The organism is Streptomyces sp. NPDC091416 (assembly GCF_044756845.1).
GTDB lineage: Bacteria > Actinomycetota > Actinomycetes > Streptomycetales > Streptomycetaceae > Streptomyces.
The window spans coordinates 31,375-51,245 of the sequence record NZ_JBIVTU010000025.1 but is presented as its reverse complement, the minus strand read 5'-3'; the positions used below and the strand labels follow the sequence as shown (position 1 = coordinate 51,245).

Genomic DNA, 19,871 nt, shown 5'->3' with positions numbered 1-19,871 from the left:
GATCTCAACCAGGTTCCTCAGCTGTGTTGCTTTCCGCGACGCAGCTGGGGACGTTCATCCGTACACGGCTGGGGAGCAAAGGTCGTACGCCGACACCCGTGGGGGCCCGGGGTGAGGACGTAGTTCCCGTCCGGACTGACAGCCGGGTCCAATGTCTCGCCCACCGCGACCGGGCGGCCGGAACCGTCGAAGGCGATGTCGGACAACTGCCCTGTTTCGGCAGGGGTTCGGACCCTGCTCCAGGAACGGCCGTCATACCGCACGATCACGGGACGCCGCCACAGGGTCTCGTCACTGATGTATCCGGCCGCCCAGACCTCGTCCGTCGCCGTCCGCACCGCAATGCCGTCGAACAGCGCCCCATCGAGCGTGGGAGGCAGGTGCTGCCTGGACCATGCGGTGCCGTCGAAGCGGGAGATGCCATCGCCAATGGCGTAGATGCCGTCGCCGGGCACCGCCTTGATCTGGGAGACCCAGGTGAGCCCCGTCTCCGCCGGCAGCAGAGTCCAGTGGCCGCCGGCGTCCGCGTCACCGCGGAACAGAACAGAGAAGTACTCGCCGCCCGCATTGATGTACCCGCCATACACCCAGACCGCGCCGTCCGCGTCCGTGTCGACGGCGGACAGTGTCGAGTAGTCGACGCCTTCCGGGAACGGCAGAGTGACCTCGTTCCACGCAGAGCCGTTCCAGTGCTGGAGGAGTGCGCGCTCGTGGCCCTTCTCCGCGCCGTCCACGGTCTCGTCGCGGCTACCGGCGGTCCAGACCTGGTCGGGTGCGCCGACGGTGAGGTCCTCCAGGCGGCTCTGGCCGACGGGCTGTGGTGGCGCTTGCCAACCCGCCCGGGTCCAGCGCAGCGCCACCGGCGTGGAGGAACCGGTAGCCGCGTCGGTGCGCCGGCCGATCGCCCACGTCGCACCCCCTCCGGTTTCGACATCCAGAAGGACGCTGGCCTCGCTGCCCGGCGGACTGATATCCCGCCAGTTCGAGGTGTTCGCACTCGCGGGCGAGACGGCGGTGGCGACGACCGCCGCCAGTGCGGCGGCGGTTGCCGCCCGGGGCAGGGAAAGACGCATAGGTGTCATCCTTGTGTAGGGGTGGGTGACGCAATTCGTTTGGTCTCGGTACTCCTAGAGCGTTGAGCCGCCGGAAAAGTTGAAGCCGCTCCCCGAAAAATCCCGGACTTTCATCAGGCAATCCGGGCCCCGGCCGCATCTGGATCATGCTCAGCGTTCGCACGCCACAGGTTCGGGCGCAGCCCACCCGTCATGTGGATACGGCCGCAGTCGGGCGCAAGGTCCTGCCACCGCTGACACGTTGGTTCATGGGGAGAGTGGCGGCGGAGAAATGCCGGGCGGCTATCGAAGGCTGTCTCGGATGCGCGAGGACGAGGCGTTGACCTCAGCACACGTGCGGACGGTCGCGGAGGGGCTTGAGGTGTCGGAGCGGAAAGTGTGTCGCTGGCTCGCTCCGCCGAAACCGGCCGTGCTACGAGCTAAGCGAGACGGACCAGAAGGTGCTCGCCCTCTGCTGGGCCAACGTCGACGCGGTCCTGCGCGCCCCGGCGCGCGGTGCCCGACGGGGACGGCACGTCAGCCTGTGCGCCGGTGCCCGACTTCCTGGCCGAGGGCTCGGCAAGCGCGAAGCCGATCGCAGAGCGCACCCTGCGTTAATCGACGGCCTCCCCTTGGCGGAGCGCGCGGCATGGAAGACCGGTGAGGCCGGACGCCGGGCGGGCTCGGTCTACCTGCGCCGCCCGGACACGCTGCGTGGCCGGTGCTCCGCACCTCCCGTCAGGCTTGTCGCACCCTCGCACGGAAGACTGGCGACAGCACGATCGCGGAGTCCCGGCTCGTACCAACCGCCGGCGTCCGCAGCCGCACCGAGCGCGACCGCGAGCATTTCGGCTCGGTCAGCCGGGCTGCAGCCTGGACGCGGCGCCCGTTCGGTCGGGGCGCGCAGGGTGTAGTCCGTCCTGCGCGTGGCTCCGGCTCTGGCTAGTGCCGCATCAGACAACGTTAGCCCTGTCGGCATCCCTGCCCGGGCCAGGGTGGAGTCCTTCGTGATACGTTCCTGCAACCGTGCACCACTGCGAACTGAGGAGGTGAGACCGATCAACGCTTTGACAGGTCGGGCCTCCCTCCCTCGCATGGCCTAGGGAGTGCCCGCAGAGGCATCCCGAAAGGCATGAATCGCTATGCGCTTCATCTCTGAGACGTCGTCCGACGGCGCCCGCGAACAGCTCTTCACCCTCGGCGAGATTCCTGGCGTGTTGTGGACGCCGGAAGGTGCCGTCGCCACTCGTCCGCTCGTCTTGATGGGACACGGTGGCGGTCAGCACAAGAAGGCCCCTGACGTTCTGACTCGGGCACGCCGCTTCGTGACCGAATGCGGGTTCGCGGTCGTGGCGGTCGACGTTCCCGCCCATGGCGACCGGCCGAAGGTTGAGCAGTACGACCGGATCGCGACTGAGAACCAGGCTCGCGTGGAAGCCGGTGAAGAGTTGGCCCCGCTGATCGCCGGCTTCCAGGCGCTCGTGGCCCGCCAGACTGTGCCGGAATGGCGGGCGGTCCTGGACGCGGTTCAGCAACTTGAGCACGTTGGCGCCGGCCCGGTGGGCTACTGGGGGGTTTCGCTGGGATGCGGACTCGGTGTTCCGTTCGTCGCTGCTGAACCGCGGGTCCGCGCGGCGGTACTGGGCTTGGGCGGGGTGTTGGCGTCGGCCGAGGCCGCCGCGCGGATCACGGTCCCAGTGGAGTTCTTGGTGCAGTGGGATGATGAGCGGGTGCCGCGGGTTCAGAGCTTGGCGCTGTTCGACGCCTTGGCCTCGGCTGAGAAAACGTTGCACGCCAATCCCGGCAAGCACGGAGAGATCCCGGCATTCGAGCTGGATAGCACGCTGAGGTTCTTCGCCCGGCACCTCGGCTGATACCGCCGACCGCAGTCCCGCGACGCGCCGATCGGGAACCGGATCCCGATCGGCGCGTTCACTGAAACTGGTCGGCGTGGCCGACAGAGTTCAGGTTCGACAGATCGACGATGACGAGGGGCAGCGCCTGCTGCGGATCATCCGCAGAGGCACCGGGTCAGTGGTGACATGGCGGCGGGCCCAGATGGTCCTGCTGTCCGCGCAGGGCATGCCGGTAGCGAAGATCGCGGAAGTGTCGTTCACCAGCGCGGACCGGGTGAGGGATGTGATCCACAACTTCAACGCGGACGGCTTCGACTCGCTGTACCCGAAGTACAAAGGCGGCCGGCCGAAGACCTTCACGCTGCCCGAGCGGCGCGAGATCAAGAAGATCCCGAAGTCGAAGCCGACCGAGCACGACCTGCCGTTTTCCACCTGGAGCCTGACCAAGCTGACGGACTTCCTGGTTGCCGAGGGGGTGGTCGACGACATCAGCCACGAGGGCTTGCGCATCCTGCTCCGCGAGGAAGGCGTCTCTTTTCAACGCCTGAAGACCTGGAAGACCTCCCGCGATCCGGACTACGCAGCAAAGAAGGACCGGGTCGAGCACCTCTACGCGATCGTTGACGGCGAGGTCATACCGGAGGACGGCGAGCCCGAAGTGGTCTTCTGCATGGACGAGTTCGGGCCGCTCAACCTGATGCCACACCCCGGCCGTCAGTGGGCAGAACGCGGGGGCAAGCACAAGGATCCCGCCCGGGAACCGCGCCGCAGGCGGCGGGCCACCTACAACCGCTACGGCGGCGTGCGCCACCTGTTCGCCGCCCTGGACCTGGCCCGGGACAAGCTCTACGGCCACATCAAGCCGATCAAGAAGCGCACCCAGTTCCTGGCTTCTGCCGCTGCCTGCGCACCCTCTACCCTGCCCAGGTCCGGATCGCGATCGTGTGTGACAACTTCTCCCCGCACCTGACCACGAGGAAGTGCCAGCGCGTCGGCGACTGGGCCACCGCGAACAACGTCGAGATCGCGTACACGCCGACGAACAGCTCCTGGCTCAATCGCATCGAGGCCCAGTTCACCGCCCTGCGCTACTTCACCCTCGACGGCACCGACCACACCACCCACAAGCAGCAGGGCAGCATGATCCGCCGCTACATCATTTGGCGGAACCGCCACGCCGACGACCAACGCCTACAGGAGGCCGTCGACAGGGCGAACGTTGCCTGACGGGGCACTAGCAACGCGGACGAGGCCGAGCGCGACCCTGCCCGCGTTGTCACGGACAGTCAGGCTCATGCTGCCTCGCGTTCCGGAGCGGTCGCCAGCACCTGCCGCACCGGCCGCTTCACCAGGGTGCCCCGGCCTGCCAAGTTCCCGCGCGTCCCTACCCCGGCCGACCGCGGCCCCGGGCAGCCGTGGCAGCCCGGCACTCCCGGATGGGTCAAACGACAAGTTGAGTAACTGTCTTTGATCCGGTGCTGGCTGAGGGTGACATTCGGCGTCCGTTAATTTCTAGATCCTGGTTGCGGATGGGGCGTGCCTTGCCGGGCTAGCATGGGTGTTGGCTCGTCTGTCGGGGCGAGTGGTGCGCCGGGAAGTCTGGTCGGCAGTGTCATTGCCCTGCCCGGGAAGGTGTGCCATGCCTGTGCTGTTTCATGTCCGCTCGCATGCCCGTGCAGTCGTTCGGCTGCGAGGTGAGTTGAATCGCAGCAAGGTCGACCGTGTGCATAGAAAGCTGTCGAGAGCTCTCGCGCGTGGCCCTGACGTTCTTGAAGTAAACGTCAGTAGGGTCACGTTCCTTTCCCCGGAGTGCGGTGCGATCTTCCTCAGGGCCGCTAGTGACGCCCGCCGATCGGGGGTCCGGCTCGTCGTAGCCGGAAGCTCGCCTCGCATCCTGAGGGCCCTCCGTAAGCTCGGCCTGGAGCGCTTCCTCGATGAGCCTCTTCCTTCTGGCCAGTAAGCTCCGACCAGCCGAGAGTTCAGCTATGTCTGCGCAATCTCCCTCCCCAATACCTCAGGCACTCGTCCAGCAGGTTTTGGCCTGTTTTGATGCCTACGATCGCGCTCGGGGCGCGCGCGACAGCCTGCTCTCCGGTGGCCGTTTCTCCCTTCGTGAGGAACAGCGTGCCTTCGATGACCTCCGACGGGCGATCGAAGCGCTGCGTGAGGCAGACAGGTGAGGGCATGCTCGGGTGGTTTCGATGACCGATGCAGCTGTCGAGGTGCCTGTTGGCCCTGCGCCCGCGTTCTGGTGAGCACGTACCGTCTCTGACTGTGCGGATCGCGTGGGCGAGCAACCCGGGTGGCACGACGGCGATATGGATGCGCGATCGGTTGGAGGGGCTGTGGTGCGACGAGGACTTCGCGGACTGGTACCCGCGTGACAGGCGTCCGGGTCTCTCGCCTGCTCAACTGGCCACCGCCTGCGTACTGCAGTTCCTGCTCGGCCTCTCGGACCGGCAGTGCGCCGAGGCGGCCCGCTGCCGCATCGACTTCAAGTACGCGCTGGCCGCACCCGCGTCATCGTACTCGCCGACCTCGGCGGCGTCCGCCTACGCCAAGACGACGTCGACGGCGCCATGTGTCGGCGTACTCGCGAACGTGGCTTTGGCGAGAATTTCGTAGCCGGAGATCATCGTCGTGCCACGGTCGGCCGGTCCGCAGGATGAGCAGCCTGTGACTGTGCTCTGCCGAACTGGCAGGCTTGTTACCGCAGTTGTTCATGTGCCGATGGTCTCGGTTGAGGTTTCCGATGCGGTGGTAGCGGTCCGCGCTCGCACGAGATCCGGTGAACCAGCGGGCTGCACGGGATGTGGCCAGCTCAGCGAGTGGTGCCACAGCCGTTACGCACGGCGCCTCGTCGACGTCACGCTCGCCGGCCGCCCTCTGCGCTTCGACCTGCCCGAAGAAGACCTACGCCGAGCAGGTGCCGGGCTTGACCGTGGGCTACCAGCGGCGGACACCCCAGTTGCAGCGCCTGGTGGAGGATGTCGGCGTGGTGCTCGCCGGCCGGGGCGGACCCCGGATGCTTCGAATCTTGAATATCAGGCCCTCGCGGATCGCCGTCTTGTCCCTGATGCCGATCTCGAATTGTCCCCACTGCGGCTCTTCGCTCCAGCTGGTTCACGGAGTGAACCAGCTGGACAACGCGGGGAGCGAGCGCGGGCGTAACGTGGTTGCTCGGAGCCCGGTTGTCCGTGCCAGGAAGCGGTTCAGGTTGCTTCCGGGTTCGGTTCGTCATCCCAGGTCATGGAGCAGATCCTCCAGCCGGCCGGCGTGCGCAGGAACTGGCTGGACTTGTGCCCTCGGGCTTCGAACCGGTGCCCGTTGAGGACGCCCGACTTGGCGTATGCGCTGAACCGGTGGGCCACCGAGCCGAAGACCTCCGTGCGCTCGGAGAGCTCCCACTCGGAGAACTCCGTCAGGGTGCCGTCGGTGAGGATTCTGCGGCGCGGTTCGATGAACCCGTCCAGGTCCATGATCACCGGAGTCGGCCCCACCGAGGAGATGATCCTGCCCTCGGGGATGAAGAGCCGTCGGATTCCTTCCAGGTCGGGTGTCAGGCCGCCGGTATTGGTGAAGGAGGCCATGAACGCCGCGACCAGGTGGTCGAGCTCGGTCCGTACACGTGCCTTGTACGCTTCCCTGTCTGCCGCCTGGTGCGGTTCGGCCGGGTGGAGTCGGTTGGAGTTGACGGGCTCGGGTACGGGCATCTCGGACTCCTTGGATAGCAGGCGTTGTCACCGTGCGGGCACACGCAGGATTGGCTGACCCGCGTCGCCGTCTCTCACTTCAGCGCCTCTGGTCAGCGGGCTTCTCGGATGGGCGGCGCGTGCGCCTGACAAGGTTCTCGTCGTGCCAGGGACCGCCACTCGGGCGCAAGGACCGCCCACAACTGCTTGTCATAGCGGACACTCCGGTACGGCCAAGCCTCACGGCTCACCCCTTCCAGTGTCATTCCGAGACGCTTGGCCACTGCCGCACTGCGGTCGTTGTCGGCCCGGCAGTGCCACTCGGCCCGGTGTAGCCCTCGGGCCGTCAGTGCCCAGTCCAACAGGGCGCCGCACGCCTGGGTGATCAGTCCCTGGCCCTCCGCCGAGGGCTCCAGCCAACACCCGATCTCGCACGAACCGCCGGCGGTGTCGAAAGCGGTGAACATGGCTCCGCCGACCAGTAGTCCGTCCCGCCAGATGCCGTACAGGCGGGCACCGTCGTCGGCTTGACTCCGGGAGTACCGCTGGAGCGTGGCCCGTGCCCCGTCCGCATCATCGGTGAGAACGCGGGTCCGACCCAGGGACGAATGTGCTCGCGGGCTCGATCCATGTGACCGGCGAACTCCTCTGTGTGCCACACCTCCAGCGGCTCGAAACAAGCCCCACCGCGCAGCGCCAGCGAAAACATGCGACCCCCATCACACAACACTTGTTATGAAAATGTACCGTGTCCGCATGCCACGTACCAAGGGAGATCACGAGGCCCGCCGACGCGAGGTGTCCGAGGCCGTCTGGCAGGTCATGGCCACCCGCGGATTCACCGGCCTGACCCTGCGCGCCGTCGCCGACGAACTCGGCGCGACCACCGGTCTACTGACGCACTACTTCGCCACCAAGCGCGCCCTGGTGGAGTACGCCCTCGACCTGCTCGAACAGCGCACACTCGCGCGCGCTCGCAGGGAACCCGGGGAGGGACTCGCCGCCCTCAGGAACGCCCTGCTGGACATCCTGCCGCTGTCCCCCGAGGCCACCGACTGCAACCGCATCTGGGTTTCGTCGTGGGATGCCGCCCTCTCAGACCCTGACCTGAGTGCCGACCATGCCCTCAGGTACGTGCGGGGCCGCGACCGGCTGGCCAGGAGAGTCGCCGCAGCACAGGCGCTCGGTGAGATTCCGCCCGGCGCCCCTTCCGACATCGCGGCGGCGGCGCAGTCCTTCGTCCTCGGCCTGGTGGTCCAGGCTCTGTTCGCCCCGACGGAGTTCCCGCCACACCGGCAGGTCGAGCTCTTGGACGACTACCTGGCCGCCCTGACCGCCGCGCCCTGACCGCAACGCACAGCTGCGCAGGCAGGACGGGCGGCGCAGAGCGGTGAGCCGGGCCCTTTTGGCAGGCAGACCCGAACCAGGGAGCCCTGCGCAAGCGAGCGAACCCTCCGGTCATCTCCCGCAAGGGCTCCCCGGGCATCAGGAGTTAGGGCAGGTGGCATCGTCCTATCCGGTTGCTCCACGGCGCGGGGCAACGCCCATTGGTCCGGAGACCAGCCAATCCGCACCGAGACCCGTGTACGTTCGGAGGCTCTGTCGCTGATCTTGAGACGCTCGGACGTCCGGCAAAAGCGGTGGACGCAACCGGGATACTGCTTGTCATGGCCGTTACCCAGCAGCCTGCGCGAGTCTCTGCGGACTCTCTCACCTCTTGTCGAACGCGTGCCGCAGAGTCATCCGATGGTGACTGCCAGTGGGACCCACCAGCGGCTGACAGCCCCGATTGGGACTGGGCTCCGGCCATGCTGGCCCGCGTCCGCCGATTTCCTCAGGCAGTGAGGTGATCGGCGCAGCGACGATTCCGCCGCTCGGCCCCTACGCCAGCCTTCAAAGTGATCAGAGACCGGGCCACGGGCTCTCGATAGGGCCCCTCTGGTAGGTGCATTCCTGCGTCCAGTCCTGCCCGCAGTCGAGCGTCTTGACGAGTGCGGCTTCCGGGGCGGGGATCTAAGGCGCCGGTGTGTGGGACGGGCACCAACTGAGTACGAACGCCACCCTTTGCGCGGCGGTGATGGTGAAGGTGTTGGCGACGGTGCCGTCCTTCTCCAGCTGCTGGGCCGGGTGTCGAGCCATACAGCGTCCGCGCCGGCCTCTGCGACCATGCGTCCGCCGACTTCGTGGATCCACGGGCTGACGTTGCCGTATCCCAGCCGCAGAAGCATGACCGAGATCAGCGGTACGTCGACGGTCACACCCTCGACGATCCGGATCACCTGCGAGGCCCCGCCACCAGGCGGCATGAAGTCGATAACACGTGCCGAGCCGGTCGGGCCGGGCCACACCGATTCGATCACGAGCGAGTCACCTCAATATCGGCGCGCGGCAACCGAACCGGGCTCTGATCTGCCGACGGCCGCGGCAGGAGCGATCTGCCAGGTGCCATGTTTCTGTGTTCCGAGCAGGCCCGCGAAGACGGCCGGCGAGTCGAAACGGGGCAGGCACAGCCAGCCGATTGAGCCGTCGGCTGGGTCGCAGGAGCCGAAGAAGTAGCGGCCGCGGTGCTCCATCTTGCCTCACCCGAAGCGGGCGCGGTGGTCGTCGCCGACCTGGTCATCGACTGTGGATCCTTGGCCTGACGGTTCCTAGGCTTCGGCGTCACCCTTCCCCAGCAAGGAACTCGCCGCAGCGGCGAACGACTGGCCCGAGTCCGTTCGGAGGGCGCGGTGGTACCGGTCGCGATGTGGCGCGCGTGACTGCCCATCAGCAGCTCTAGACCTGTCATGGCCGCGGCGTGGCTGCGTCAAGGAGCGCACGTCCAGCCTTGGTGAGCTCGTGCGTGGCGGTGCGACCGGCCCGGCTGCTGTCGATCAACCCGGCGTCTCGCAGGATTGCCAGGTGTTCGCTGGCCGTCGGGGGAGTGACGCTCACCAGCCTGGCCACAACGGTCGTCTGCAGCGGAGTGGCGAGCGCGGCCAGGATCCTCGATCGGGTCATTCCCAGAAGCCGGTCAAGCGACCTCGGAGTGGGAGGTGCCGCCCATAGGTACCGCCCGGATGCCGGGTAATAGATCGCCGGTGTCCAGTGGTCCGAGGTGGTGCACTGTATCCGGTCGGTGATGAACAGCGACGGAACAAGAATGAGTCCGTCAGGGCAGTCGACGTCGACGTCGACTGCCTTTTCGACGGTGATGGCGTCGCCCTCGCACGCAGCAGAAGGGTGCAGGCGCGGAAGGACTGCGCGCAACCCCTCGCGGTTGACCTGGAGGGCCCGGTCCAGCATCTCGGCACGCAACGCCTGCCGCATGGAAGGCCATTCCGGTTCGACAACTGCCTTCCAGAGGCGGCGCAGCGCATCGGCGGCCTCGGACCTGGCTCGGTCGGGGTCATCGAGCAATCGGCTGCCTATTTCTGCCCCGCGTCCCCTCATAGCGTCGACCAGCTCGGCGTACGTCTGGTCCGCCGGCGCGGCGAGGAGGGCATCCATACCTTCCTCGAACGTTGGCTCACTGGACATCGGCGATGGGTCAAGGAAGTCGGGTCGATACGCACCATCGGCCATGAAGACCGTGAGCGCCCTCAGGTCCGGGAGCGAGAGACGGTGGCGGCGACGGCGAAGCCACGGGTGGAACATCGGGTGACGCTGCGGTTCAGTCAAGAGCTGGGCAAGACTGACCACTTCGTGCATCGGCGACATCGCCCACCGCACGCTCGCAGCACCAACGCCCAATCGGTAGCGGATCACTTCACCATTGTGAGGCCACCGCCGAAGTGAGCGCGAGCAGAACGGTGAAGCACCGAGACTCGGGGCATGACCGACACGGAGTCGATTGCCCGGTGTTCCAAGGAGCCCGAGCGAGCCCAACAGACGCGAACGATCCGGCTGGGCGCCAGCGGGTCGACCATCGAAGTCCTCGCGGGTCCGGCGGAGACCAGCGGGATCGTGAGCATCTACCGGTGGCGCATGTCACCCTCCAGCCGGGGACCTGCCCCGCACTTTCACACGACCTTCAGCGAGACCTTCATCGTCGAAGAAGGTGAAGTCGACTACTTCGATGGGCATGCCTGGCGAACACTGCTGCCCGGCGACACCGCGCATGCCGCAGTGGGTGACGTCCACGCCCTCCGGAAGGAGCGCGCCGAACCCGCCACCCTCCTGATGGCGCTCTCGCCAGGTGTACCGCGGGAGGAGTACTTCGCACAGCTCGCCACTGTGAACGAGCGTGACCTGAACCGCCTTCACGAAGCCCACGACAACCATTTCGTCGACGACTACGGACGGTGAGGGCGCCGGCAACGGCATGCGCCCCGCCCCCGGCCCACCCCCTACCTGTATTGCGGTCGTAGCAGGCCGGCGAGGCGTTCACCGTGTTCGGCGCCCGTTTCCTCGGCAGGACCGCGCTCACCGTCGCCTGATCCACACCTTTCCCAACAGCTTCCCAGCAAAGGAGTTCACTGTGCCCAGCATCGCCATCGTCGGAGCCGGCCCTGGAATGGGCCTGGCCATCGCCCGTACCTTCGGCTCACGCGGCTTCGACGTCGCTCTCATCGCCCGCAACCGCGGCAAGCTCAACGACCTGGCCGGCCGGCTCGACGCCGAAGGCATCACCGCCGCCGCGTTCCCCGCGGACGTACTCGACCATGACGCACTCACCCAGGCACTCAAGGACGCCGCCACCCGCTTCGGCGGCATCGACGTCCTGGAGTACTCCCCAGGCGGGAGTCTCGAATCCACGCCGCTCACCGCTTCGTCCGAGACCAATCCGTCCGATGTGCAATGGGCGATGGACATCCTGCTCTACGGGGCCATTGCCGCCACACGGGCCGTTCTGCCCGTCATGCGCGAGGCCGGCGCGGGCACCCTGCTCTACACCAACGGCGCCGGCTCGGTCGAGCCCACTCCGATGCTCGGCAACCTCAACGCCGCCCAGGCCGCGCTACGCAACTGGGTACTCGGCCTGCACAAGGAACTGGCCGACACCGGCGTCCAGGCCGCGCACGTCGCCATCGGCGTGTGGATCGGCGCGGGCGGCCCACCCGGAGTACCGGCGGCCTCGGCCGAGGAGGTCGCCCCCCTCTACTGGGACCTGCACACACAGCGCGACGAAGTCGAACGCGTCTTTACCCTGTGACGCCGCCCCGGCCCCCGTCCCACCGTCGTTGATCTCTGATCCGCCAGTACGGTGGTGGCCGGCCTCGGTACCTTGGGACTGTAGAGCCTGGGACTGCTGCAGAGTTCAGTGACATCTGACGGGCGGGGTGTCGTGCCATTGGGGTTGGGGGCGCGCAGCGCATGCGCACGCCCCTATTGCGCTTCTCTTTCGCCGGTATGCGCCTGCCGTCGGGCGGGTTTCAGGACGATGCTCCCCTTCACTGCTCGGCGAGAAGCCGGGGGCTTGTCGCCGCACCTCGTCCGGCTGTGGGCCGGAACCCAGTGATCGGAGCCCACTATGCGCTTGCGCGTCCCCCTTGCCTTGTCTGCGGCCGGCCTGCTGGCCGCTGTCGGTGTGCTTGCCGCGCCACCGGCCGCTGCCGACCTGCTCGACCTCGCCACCTGTGCGGGCACGGCCACCTACCAGTTCTCCCCGGGCGTGACCAACACCCCCCAGAACATCGAGGTCACTCGGGACATCGACCTCGGTGTCTGCGTCACCCCGCTCCTGGCCTCCGCGAGCAACCACGTGACGGCCGAGTTCCCCGGCCTCAAGTGCAGCAACCTGCTACTGGCGACGCCCGGACAGCTGGTCCTCACCTGGAACAACGGCCAGAGCAGCACCTTCGACTACACGACCGTCTTCAACACCGTGAACGGTGTGACCTCGCTCATCCAGTCGGGCAGCATTACCGCCGGCCGGTTCGCCGGCAGTCTGGCCGTCCTGACCATGACCGGCGCCAGCCTTGACCTGACCGCTTGCGACAACGAGGGCCTGACCTCCAACACCCTGGCCGCCACCTTCGTGGTCACTCCCAACATCGGCTGACCCCGGCTGACCCGCAGCCGGCCCTGCTCGCTCCCTTCAGCAGCAGGAGGATGCCAGGGGCGTCGCACCACCTCAGTTGTGCATCCTCCGCGAGGACACCTGGGGCCACGGCTACGCCGCCCACGCTGCGCACCTGGTCCTCTCCGTAGCCTTCATCACCCCCGGCCTCAACCGGCTGGAGGCCATGCACCACCCCGACAACCCCGCCTCCGGCCGGGTCCTGGCCAAAGCCGGGTTCACCCGCATCGGCACGTCCGACCGGCACGCCGGGGACGGGCCACCGTGCCGTACCAGGTGTACGTGTTGTCGGAGCAACGTGGTGTTGATCTTCGCGATGTTGCCGTCCCAGCGTCGACAGCTCCCCGCACGTGGCCTGCTCGTACAGCTCCTCCGCGCTGTCCTCCAGCAGCGATATGAACACCGCGTCCGTGGCGTCCGCGCCCTGCTCCTCACCCGGCTCGGGCAGCGGCTGGTCGGTGCGGCACATCACAGGGCCGCTACGACGAAGCAGGCGTGATGTCTGGAGAGTCGCGTCCAACCAGGGGAAGTGGGAGTGTGGAAGGAGGGAGAGGCGCGCCGACGTCCCCCTCGACACGTACCGGACGGCAGGAGTACAGCCGCCGGTGCTTCCCCCGACGATCCGCCGTCAAGCGCATGCAGCGATGGTGCTCGCGCGGAGCGACGAAAAGGGATTGATCATGAAGGCAGCGGTGTACGAAGGACCCCGGGCCATAGCAGTGAAGGACGTACCGGATGCCAAGATCGAGCACCCCACCGATATCCTCGTGAAGATCACGAGCAGCAACATCTGCGGTTCCGACCTGCACATGTACGAAGGCCGTACGTCGTTCGAGACCGGTCGCACGCTGGGCCACGAGAACCTGGGGCAGGTCGTCGAGGTAGGCTCCGCGGTCACCAAGGTCAAGGTCGGCGAGTATGTGTGCTTGCCGTTCAACATCGCGTGCGGTTTCTGCAAGCAGTGCGAGCAGGGTCTGACCAACTACTGCCTGACGATGCAGCCGGAGCCCGCCCTTGCCGGCGCGGCTTACGGCTTCGCCGAGATGGGCCCGTACCAGGGCGGTCAGGCCGAATTGCTGCGCGTGCCGTACGGCGACTTCAACGCCCTGCGGCTGGGCGAGGATGCCGCCGAACGCCAGCTGGACTATGTCATGCTCGCCGACATTTTCCCCACCGGGTATCACGCCTCCGAGATGGCGGGCGTCAAGCCCGGCGACCAGACCGTCGTCTTCGGCGCCGGTCCGGTGGGACTGATGGCGGCCTACTCCGCGATACTCAAAGGCGCCGGACGGGTGTGGGTGGCCGACCACCACCCGGACCGGCTGCGGCTCGCGGAAGAGATTGGTGCGATCCCGATCAACACCCACGACCAAGACCCGTCTGAGGTCGTCAAGGAGGCGACGCTCGGTCAGGGCGCGGACAACGGCTGCGAGTGCGTCGGCTACCAGGCCCACGATCCGCAGGGACACGAGGACGCAGCCCTGACGATGAACCAGTTGATCGACGCGGTCCGGTTCACCGGCGCTCTCGGTGTCGTGGGCGTCTTCCTCCCCGATGATCCTGGCGGCACAGAAGCCCAGGGAGAACTCGAGGCCAAGGGCAAGGTGCCGATCGACTTCGGCATGATGTGGTTCAAGGGCCAGAAGGTCGGCACGGGACAGGCGCCGGTTAAGCGGTATAACCGGGCGTTGCGCGACCTCATCGCGGGCGGCAAGGCAGAGCCGAGCTTCCTGGTCTCACATGAGCTGAACCTCGATGATGCAGCAATGGCGTACGGCCACTTCGACGCCCGCGACGATGGCTGGACGAAGGTCGTTCTGCACCCGAACGGTGCCAGCTAACACCACCGTGACCTAGCGGGCGAGAAGCCGGGACTGGCCGACGATGTCCAGGGCTGCGAGGCGGGTTCCGACGGCATCCGCGCGCCGCGCGGCGGCTGGATCGCCTTGTCGTCAGCCCAGTATCTGCACCGCGTAGAGCGAGCCGACGCCGGTCGCCAATGCGGCCAGTAGGAGGCGGAGTGCGGTGTCGGGCAGGCGGGGCTGGAGGTGTGCGCCGAGGTATCCGCCGAGGAGTCCGCCGGCCCCGCAGGACAGGCCCAGGAGCCAGTCCGGGGCTACGTCGCCCGTAGCGGTCAGGGCGAGCAGTGCATAGGTGGTCGCGCCCACGATGGAGGTCACGAAGGTGGCGGCGAGGGCTGCGGGGGCGACGGTGGCGACCGGGGTTCCGCGGCCGACGAGGATCGGGCCGAGCAGGGAGCCGCCGCCGATCCCGTAGACGCCTCCGACGAGGCCGACGAGGAGGGCCAGCGTTCGGGTGGCACGTGGCGAGGGCGGTCGTGTGGCACGGGCCGATGCCGGACGTACGGCTCGCAGCCCCAGCCACAGGCCGAGCGGGAGCAGGAGCGCCGCGATGAGCAGGCGGAAGACGCGCGGACCGGGCACGGCGAAGACACGGATCAGGGCGCCCAGGACGACGCCGGGCAGGGTTCCGGCGATCAGCAGACGGGTCAGCGGCCCGCCGAGGCGACCGGCCCGCCAGTAGCGGAAGAGCGCGCCGGGGCCGGCCACGACGTTGTAGAGCAGATTCGTTGGTGTCACTGCCGGGCTCGGCACGCCCAACAGACTTACCTGCACCGGCAGCAAGAAGACCGCTCCGGAAACGCCCACGGGCGCCGTGGCCACGGATATCAACAGCCCAGCAGCGAAACCGACCAGCCCTGTCGACCAGTCCACGAAAGCCCCCTCCGACGATCTGCTCCCGGAGCCGGTGGAGGCTCCGGCTCAGGTGTCTCCCGTTCTCAGGTTCTCGCTTACTTTCCGTGGAGTGTCTACGGAGAATGTGGTGGCCGTCTGGATGACGAAGCCCTCGCCGTCCTCGCTGAGCAGGCGGGGACGGCCTGCCGCCCACTGAGGGTCCAGACAGGCCAGACCGATCTCGTTGATCACTTCTCTGACGGTGTCTTCATCGGCCTACACCAGCTGGGCGATCACCGGCACCCGGCTCCGCCGACGGAGGCCAGCAGCATCATCGCGCGCCGGTAGCGCACCGAGCTGGTGCTGCCGCGGCGCACAATCTTCTGCAGCTTCTGCCCCTCCTGGTCGGTCAGTCTGCGCACACGACGGGCTCGGCCAGCGCGCCTCCAGCGGTCGGATTGGACGTCACCGCACATCCAACCGCCACGACCACCAACCCGGCGAACCTATGCGGTCAGAGCACTAGCGCCTACGTCCTCGACGGGCGCGACCTGGATGACGCCGGCGCTGGCGATGACAAGGTCGAGGCCGTCACGCTCATGGACCTCGCGCACCAGGGCACCCACAGCGGCGCGGTCGCGCACGTCGCACACGACCGTACGCACACTCGACGCAGTGGCCTCCCGCGGCTGCACAGCTGCCCGCTCCAGTTCGTCGGCAGCGCGGGCGGCGATGGTCACGATGCACCCGCGCTCCGCCAGCTGCCGGGCCATAAACAGCCCCAGGCCCCGGGAGCCGCCGGTGACCAAGGCCTCTGGGCCTCCAGTCCGATGTGGGAGGGGGTGCGGTTGGTCATCTCATCGCCTTTCTGAGGGGCGCCCTCGATGGGTGCGGGTGCTGCCGTGAGTGGGACGCGCTCCACGTGCCCACGTTCCGCCGCATGTATGTAACGCCCCGCATGGCTACGCCGCGAGGCTGCTGAGCAGATCACCCCGGTTGTAGGTCGGCCGTACCGGGGTGAAACTGATGACGTGTGCTGATCGGAGGCGTGCCATGATCATTCTCGGTCTCATCCTTCTCATCATCGGCCTCATCGCCGGTATCAGCGCCCTATGGACCATCGGAATCATCCTGGTGGCTATCGGCGCGGTGCTCTGGGCCCTCGGAGCTCTCGGGCACGCCGTGGGAGGGCGACGGCACTACTGGTAACTGCCATCAGGTCAGTCAATGAGGCAAAAGCGCAGCAAGCTGCGCCCCGTGGCCGCACTACTGGGCGACCACGGCCCCCGGTCGTCCCGGGCCACCGCCGGAAGGCCGTGCTCACGAGCGGGCCCTGCGCCATCGTGGATAACAGTGATGTGGGGCTGACATATCCGTGCTGTGTCGTCGCCCGGAAACGTCCTGCCGAAGGGCTTGCTCCGCGCCCCATGCCGCGTCGGCGAGGGTTGCCTCCGCTCGGCTATCAGCGGGGCGTAACTCTGCGCCGTGGCAGTGGTGTCCATAGGGGATATCCCGGGGTTTGAGGCCACAGGACAGGGGGAGCGGGTGGTTCAGCCCGGGTTCAGGACCGAGTCGTCCAGTGGGCGGGCTCCGGGCAGCCGGTGGCGGGCCGCGATCAGTGCCGCGTCGATGTCGCGGGTGCCGGTGGACACGCACAACGTGTAGGCCACATCATTCATGCGCTGGCGTACCTGCGCAGAGTCCGCCTGGGAGGCGTCCACGGCGGCAAGGGCTTCATACTGTGCGATCAGATTCCGCAGCACCGCGGGGTGAGCCATCAGCATCAGAGAACCGTCCTTGTTTCACCTGAATCAATTGGCCGGGGCCGTGCAACCTCGTACCCGATTCTCCGCCCCACACTCCCCGCCCGCCACACACGCTCCAAGCCCCGCGCGGACACTGACTCTGCGGCTCGTGCCCGGTCACTCGGTTACTGGTGGAAGCGCTCGCCCGCCGCGGGGGAGCAACCGCCCCGGGGGCGGTGTGCCTTGAGAATCCGAGTCTGACGGCAAGGGCTACCAGGGCGTGCGACCGGAGGGCCCTTGGGGAATGTAGACGATCAGCCGTTTGCCGACCGGTCGGCGACGGACCTTGCAGCTCCGGCAGACCATGAGGACGAGTTCCAGGCCGTGCCGGCCGGTCCGGACCGGGGCAAGTTTCACACAGCCCTGCTGGACACGGCATGAGCCGCCGGGGCCCTCTTGCGCAATGCGCTCCCGCCAGGGGCGGCGCACCCGCCCCGTCCCGTGACCACGCCCGATCCGCACCGGGGCAGCCGTTCAGCTCGTCAGTACCTGCGGCGAGACGACCTTGATCATCGCTTTGGCCCAGCACTGCTGGCGCAGGGGCTGCGGGTGGCAGCGCTCGGTCAGGTCGAGTAGTTCCTGGTCGCGGGCGGCCTGGGCCAGTAGCTCCCAGTCCACGGAGACGGCTACCGTCTTGAGGCCCGTGCCGCGCAGATCGCACAGGAGCAGCAGCCCCGCCCCGGGGCGCCACCCGACGCGTTCGCCGCCCTTCTCCCGCAGCCAGGCCGCGGCCGGTGACTCCTCCTTCGGCTCGGGATCCAGGTCCACGCCGTGATCGGCGGCCGCGTCCGCGAGCTCCCGTACATGCTGCTGGGACCAGGCGGCGAGGTCGCGGGCGACGTGATGCACCTCGTGGTCGGTCGATGGGTGCTGGAGAGCCGCATCAGCCGCACGGCCAGGGCATTCTCCCCGCGATGCACCTCTTTCAGGACCATGTCCAGCTTCATCGGATCTCCTCCGGGTATGCGAGCAGCTCCTGTACCGCCCCGGGACATGCGGGGCGGGCCGGGACGATCTCGTGAACGGATGCCGCCCATGGATCGAATCGGGAATTCCGGTTAAGCCCGCCTCCAGTGGGAACCCGTCGCACGGAACCGCTGTGCGGGTACGCCCGCAGGAGTTTGTGGTGCTCGGTCAGGACGGCGTCGAAGGCTGCTGCCCGGGGCTGCTGACCGCGCCGCTGGACGAGGAACAGGCCGCCGATCTGGCGAAGGTGTTCAAGGCACTGGGCGACCCGTGCGCCTGCGATCTCACCCCGGCCTTCGACCTGTCGCAGCCGACGATCTCCCACCACCTGAGACTGCTGAGGCAAGCCGGCCTCATCGCCTTTGAGCGGCGCGGGACCTGGGTCTACTTCCGGCTGCTGCCTCAGGCGACAGACCGGCTCGCCGCGATCTTCACCCGCTCCGCCGGACAGCCGCTCCTCACGACCACGTCGGCCGGGGCGGCCTCGTGAGCGGCGAGGGCCCCGCCGCGGCGAGGCCCGGGGGCCGGTCGCCCGCCGGTTGTCGTTCCTGAACCGGTTTCTCGCCGTGTGGATTCTGATCGCGATGGCGGCCTGCCTCGGCCTGTCACCGGTGCCTCGCTGCTGATCGCGTTCGGCCTGTTCGTGATGATGTACCGGTGCTCGCCACGGTCCGCTACGACCGCCGCCCTCCTCGCGCGGGGGGACGGTGCGACGGAGAGGGATCCGCGCAGTGCGGTTCCGGGTGCTCCTCACCCGGTTGTGATCGTCAGTGCAGGATGCTGACGGCGCGGGCGATGACGAGCAGCGAAGTCGTCAGTGCCGCGATGCTCTCGATGCTCATCAGCAGTTTGGCACGACTGGAGAGCGGCATGGTGTCGGTGGGGCTGAAGGCGGTGGAGTTGGTCACGGAGATGTAGAGGTAGTCCACGAGGGTGGGTACCCAGTCGGAGGAGCCGCTCGAGCCGTCGGCGACTTCCTGGATGGCGTCGTCGTTCTCGTCCTGGGAGAACCGGAAGTCCGCCAGGGGCAGTTCGTCCCGGGGCGCCTGTGTCCGCGTGACGGGGCCGCCGCGGTCGAGTTCCCAGAAGGCCAGACCGAACACGATGATGTTCGTCAGCCACACCTGCAGGGCGGCCGTGAGCAGCGCGGGACCGTCCTTGATCCCGGCATGGATCAGTTCGTGGACCAGGATGCCCAATGCGGTCATATTGCTCGCCGCGATCACGAGTACCAACGTCAGGGAAAGAACACGGAACGTGCGAGTCTGACGGGTCAAACGCCGAGGATTGATCGCCACCAGAGGGACCAGGAGCAGCAGCTCCAGTCCAGGCAGTACGAAGCGCGGGGCAACGAGGAGTTGTTGCGGGAGCGCTAGGTAGAGAACGATCGCTCCGATGGTCGCAGCGACGGCGGGCAGCCGCGCCTCACCTCGCCGCTCGTGACGCGGATGCCTGAACTTCATCTCTGCCCGGTTTCTCACCCTGCGCTCCTCCCACCGACATGACTGTCCCGTGATCAGTTCCCTTCCCCCGATTCCGGCAACGGTGCCGCCACCGGAGTCCCGACTTCGGACCGCTGGCGGCAGCCGGCGCAGATCCCGTCGAACCGTCAACGCGCACACCAGTGCGTCCGACATCGTTGGGCACGTGCAGATCCCTTTCGACGTGTGGGTGGGGCGCGACGACGATTCGTCGCGGCCCACCCACACCTCGGCCGCAAGCCCGCCCCCCCGCAAAGGGCGCGAGGGGGGGATGGGGAACACCGTTCGGGGGCGCTGAGAAAACCGTCGGGGGGTCCCACCA

20 protein-coding genes and 7 pseudogenes are annotated in these 19,871 nt (G+C 67.6%); 14 read left to right on the top strand and 13 right to left on the bottom strand.

What is annotated here, in order from left to right; all coding sequences use genetic code 11:
• Positions 1-17: 17 nt before the first annotated feature.
• The gene (locus tag ACIQMX_RS39885; protein WP_402485878.1) at positions 18-1,073 is read right to left on the bottom strand and encodes a hypothetical protein; all 1,056 of its coding nucleotides are present in this window, start codon (positions 1,071-1,073) and stop codon (positions 18-20) included.
• A gap of 1,121 nt (positions 1,074-2,194) precedes the next feature.
• Here ACIQMX_RS39885 and ACIQMX_RS39880 point away from each other — a divergent pair.
• From ACIQMX_RS39880 to ACIQMX_RS39865, 4 genes and pseudogenes are all read left to right on the top strand, one after another.
• Positions 2,195-2,926, top strand: a complete 732-nt coding sequence (locus tag ACIQMX_RS39880) for a dienelactone hydrolase family protein (protein ID WP_402485875.1) — start codon at positions 2,195-2,197, stop codon at positions 2,924-2,926.
• Positions 2,927-3,002: 76 nt separating this feature from the next.
• Positions 3,003-4,135, top strand: a pseudogene (locus tag ACIQMX_RS39875) (IS630 family transposase).
• 412 nt (positions 4,136-4,547) lie between these two features.
• Positions 4,548-4,868, top strand: coding sequence for an STAS domain-containing protein (locus ACIQMX_RS39870; protein ID WP_402485872.1), 321 nt, complete (start codon positions 4,548-4,550; stop codon positions 4,866-4,868).
• A 362-nt stretch (positions 4,869-5,230) separates the two neighbouring features.
• The gene (locus ACIQMX_RS39865) at positions 5,231-5,533 is read left to right on the top strand and encodes a transposase (protein WP_402485869.1); all 303 of its coding nucleotides are present in this window, start codon (positions 5,231-5,233) and stop codon (positions 5,531-5,533) included.
• A gap of 587 nt (positions 5,534-6,120) precedes the next feature.
• Here ACIQMX_RS39865 and ACIQMX_RS39860 read toward each other — a convergent pair.
• Both ACIQMX_RS39860 and ACIQMX_RS39855 read right to left on the bottom strand, forming a co-directional pair.
• Positions 6,121-6,621 carry a DUF4440 domain-containing protein gene (locus ACIQMX_RS39860; RefSeq protein ID WP_402485866.1) on the bottom strand — a complete coding sequence of 167 codons (501 nt, stop codon included), beginning with the start codon at positions 6,619-6,621 and terminating at the stop codon, positions 6,121-6,123.
• Between the two features lie 92 nt (positions 6,622-6,713).
• Positions 6,714-7,309: pseudogene (locus tag ACIQMX_RS39855) on the bottom strand (GNAT family N-acetyltransferase).
• 47 nt (positions 7,310-7,356) lie between these two features.
• Here ACIQMX_RS39855 and ACIQMX_RS39850 point away from each other — a divergent pair.
• Positions 7,357-7,947 (top strand): TetR/AcrR family transcriptional regulator, encoded by a 591-nt coding sequence (locus ACIQMX_RS39850; RefSeq protein WP_402485863.1) that lies wholly within the window; start codon positions 7,357-7,359, stop codon positions 7,945-7,947.
• A gap of 666 nt (positions 7,948-8,613) precedes the next feature.
• On the opposite strand, the gene ACIQMX_RS39845 is transcribed toward ACIQMX_RS39850, so the two are convergent.
• Both ACIQMX_RS39845 and ACIQMX_RS39840 read right to left on the bottom strand, forming a co-directional pair.
• Complete coding sequence (locus ACIQMX_RS39845) at positions 8,614-8,739, bottom strand: hypothetical protein (protein ID WP_402485861.1); 126 nt, start codon at positions 8,737-8,739, stop codon at positions 8,614-8,616.
• 233 nt (positions 8,740-8,972) lie between these two features.
• The gene (locus ACIQMX_RS39840) at positions 8,973-9,173 is read right to left on the bottom strand and encodes a trehalase-like domain-containing protein (RefSeq protein ID WP_402485858.1); all 201 of its coding nucleotides are present in this window, start codon (positions 9,171-9,173) and stop codon (positions 8,973-8,975) included.
• Between ACIQMX_RS39840 and ACIQMX_RS39835 the strand changes: the two are divergent.
• Positions 9,126-9,242, top strand: a pseudogene (locus ACIQMX_RS39835) (short-chain dehydrogenase); the annotation flags it as partial. The gene ACIQMX_RS39840 and the pseudogene ACIQMX_RS39835 overlap by 48 nt on opposite strands.
• 142 nt (positions 9,243-9,384) lie before the next feature.
• Here the strand turns inward: ACIQMX_RS39835 and ACIQMX_RS39830 are convergent.
• Positions 9,385-10,347, bottom strand: coding sequence for a DUF5937 family protein (locus ACIQMX_RS39830; RefSeq protein WP_402485855.1), 963 nt, complete (start codon positions 10,345-10,347; stop codon positions 9,385-9,387).
• 66 nt (positions 10,348-10,413) lie between these two features.
• Here ACIQMX_RS39830 and ACIQMX_RS39825 point away from each other — a divergent pair, with 66 nt between their 5' ends.
• The 4 genes and pseudogenes from ACIQMX_RS39825 to ACIQMX_RS39810 form a co-directional block, all read left to right on the top strand.
• Positions 10,414-10,887, top strand: coding sequence for a cupin domain-containing protein (locus tag ACIQMX_RS39825; RefSeq protein ID WP_388986164.1), 474 nt, complete (start codon positions 10,414-10,416; stop codon positions 10,885-10,887).
• A gap of 172 nt (positions 10,888-11,059) precedes the next feature.
• Positions 11,060-11,734, top strand: a complete 675-nt coding sequence (locus tag ACIQMX_RS39820) for an SDR family NAD(P)-dependent oxidoreductase (protein ID WP_402485852.1) — start codon at positions 11,060-11,062, stop codon at positions 11,732-11,734.
• Between the two features lie 318 nt (positions 11,735-12,052).
• On the top strand, positions 12,053-12,583 hold the full coding sequence (locus ACIQMX_RS39815; RefSeq protein WP_402485850.1) for a hypothetical protein: 531 nt from the start codon (positions 12,053-12,055) through the stop codon (positions 12,581-12,583).
• A 76-nt stretch (positions 12,584-12,659) separates the two neighbouring features.
• Positions 12,660-12,764: pseudogene (locus tag ACIQMX_RS39810) on the top strand (N-acetyltransferase); the annotation flags it as partial.
• 128 nt (positions 12,765-12,892) lie between these two features.
• On the opposite strand, the pseudogene ACIQMX_RS39805 reads toward ACIQMX_RS39810, so the two are convergent.
• Positions 12,893-13,070, bottom strand: a pseudogene (locus ACIQMX_RS39805) (histidine kinase); the annotation flags it as partial.
• Positions 13,071-13,281: 211 nt separating this feature from the next.
• On the opposite strand from ACIQMX_RS39805, the gene ACIQMX_RS39800 reads away from it, so the two are divergent.
• On the top strand, positions 13,282-14,442 hold the full coding sequence (locus ACIQMX_RS39800; RefSeq protein ID WP_402485890.1) for a glutathione-independent formaldehyde dehydrogenase: 1,161 nt from the start codon (positions 13,282-13,284) through the stop codon (positions 14,440-14,442).
• Positions 14,443-14,553: 111 nt separating this feature from the next.
• Here the strand turns inward: ACIQMX_RS39800 and ACIQMX_RS39795 are convergent, their stop codons facing one another.
• The 3 genes and pseudogenes from ACIQMX_RS39795 to ACIQMX_RS39785 form a co-directional block, all read right to left on the bottom strand.
• Complete coding sequence (locus tag ACIQMX_RS39795; protein ID WP_402485847.1) at positions 14,554-15,336, bottom strand: TSUP family transporter; 783 nt, start codon at positions 15,334-15,336, stop codon at positions 14,554-14,556.
• Positions 15,337-15,441: 105 nt separating this feature from the next.
• Positions 15,442-15,773: pseudogene (locus ACIQMX_RS39790) on the bottom strand (transposase); the annotation flags it as partial.
• Between the two features lie 30 nt (positions 15,774-15,803).
• Positions 15,804-16,070: an SDR family NAD(P)-dependent oxidoreductase gene (locus ACIQMX_RS39785; RefSeq protein ID WP_402485887.1), complete on the bottom strand. Its 267-nt coding sequence runs from the start codon at positions 16,068-16,070 to the stop codon at positions 15,804-15,806.
• Between the two features lie 280 nt (positions 16,071-16,350).
• On the opposite strand from ACIQMX_RS39785, the gene ACIQMX_RS39780 reads away from it, so the two are divergent.
• Positions 16,351-16,506 carry a DUF6131 family protein gene (locus tag ACIQMX_RS39780; protein WP_402485844.1) on the top strand — a complete coding sequence of 52 codons (156 nt, stop codon included), beginning with the start codon at positions 16,351-16,353 and terminating at the stop codon, positions 16,504-16,506.
• Positions 16,507-16,847: 341 nt separating this feature from the next.
• Here the strand turns inward: ACIQMX_RS39780 and ACIQMX_RS39775 are convergent, their stop codons facing one another.
• Both ACIQMX_RS39775 and ACIQMX_RS39770 read right to left on the bottom strand, forming a co-directional pair.
• Positions 16,848-17,081: a DUF5133 domain-containing protein gene (locus ACIQMX_RS39775; protein WP_402485842.1), complete on the bottom strand. Its 234-nt coding sequence runs from the start codon at positions 17,079-17,081 to the stop codon at positions 16,848-16,850.
• 495 nt (positions 17,082-17,576) lie between these two features.
• Positions 17,577-17,951, bottom strand: coding sequence for a hypothetical protein (locus ACIQMX_RS39770; protein WP_402485839.1), 375 nt, complete (start codon positions 17,949-17,951; stop codon positions 17,577-17,579).
• Positions 17,952-18,225: 274 nt separating this feature from the next.
• Between ACIQMX_RS39770 and ACIQMX_RS39765 the strand changes: the two genes are divergently transcribed.
• On the top strand, positions 18,226-18,558 hold the full coding sequence (locus ACIQMX_RS39765) for an ArsR/SmtB family transcription factor (RefSeq protein WP_402485884.1): 333 nt from the start codon (positions 18,226-18,228) through the stop codon (positions 18,556-18,558).
• Positions 18,559-18,607: 49 nt separating this feature from the next.
• Positions 18,608-18,752 (top strand): annotated as a pseudogene (locus tag ACIQMX_RS39760) (arsenical-resistance protein); the annotation flags it as partial.
• 83 nt (positions 18,753-18,835) lie between these two features.
• On the opposite strand, the gene ACIQMX_RS39755 reads toward ACIQMX_RS39760, so the two are convergent.
• The gene (locus ACIQMX_RS39755; protein WP_402485836.1) at positions 18,836-19,345 is read right to left on the bottom strand and encodes a hypothetical protein; all 510 of its coding nucleotides are present in this window, start codon (positions 19,343-19,345) and stop codon (positions 18,836-18,838) included.
• Positions 19,346-19,871: the final 526 nt, after the last annotated feature.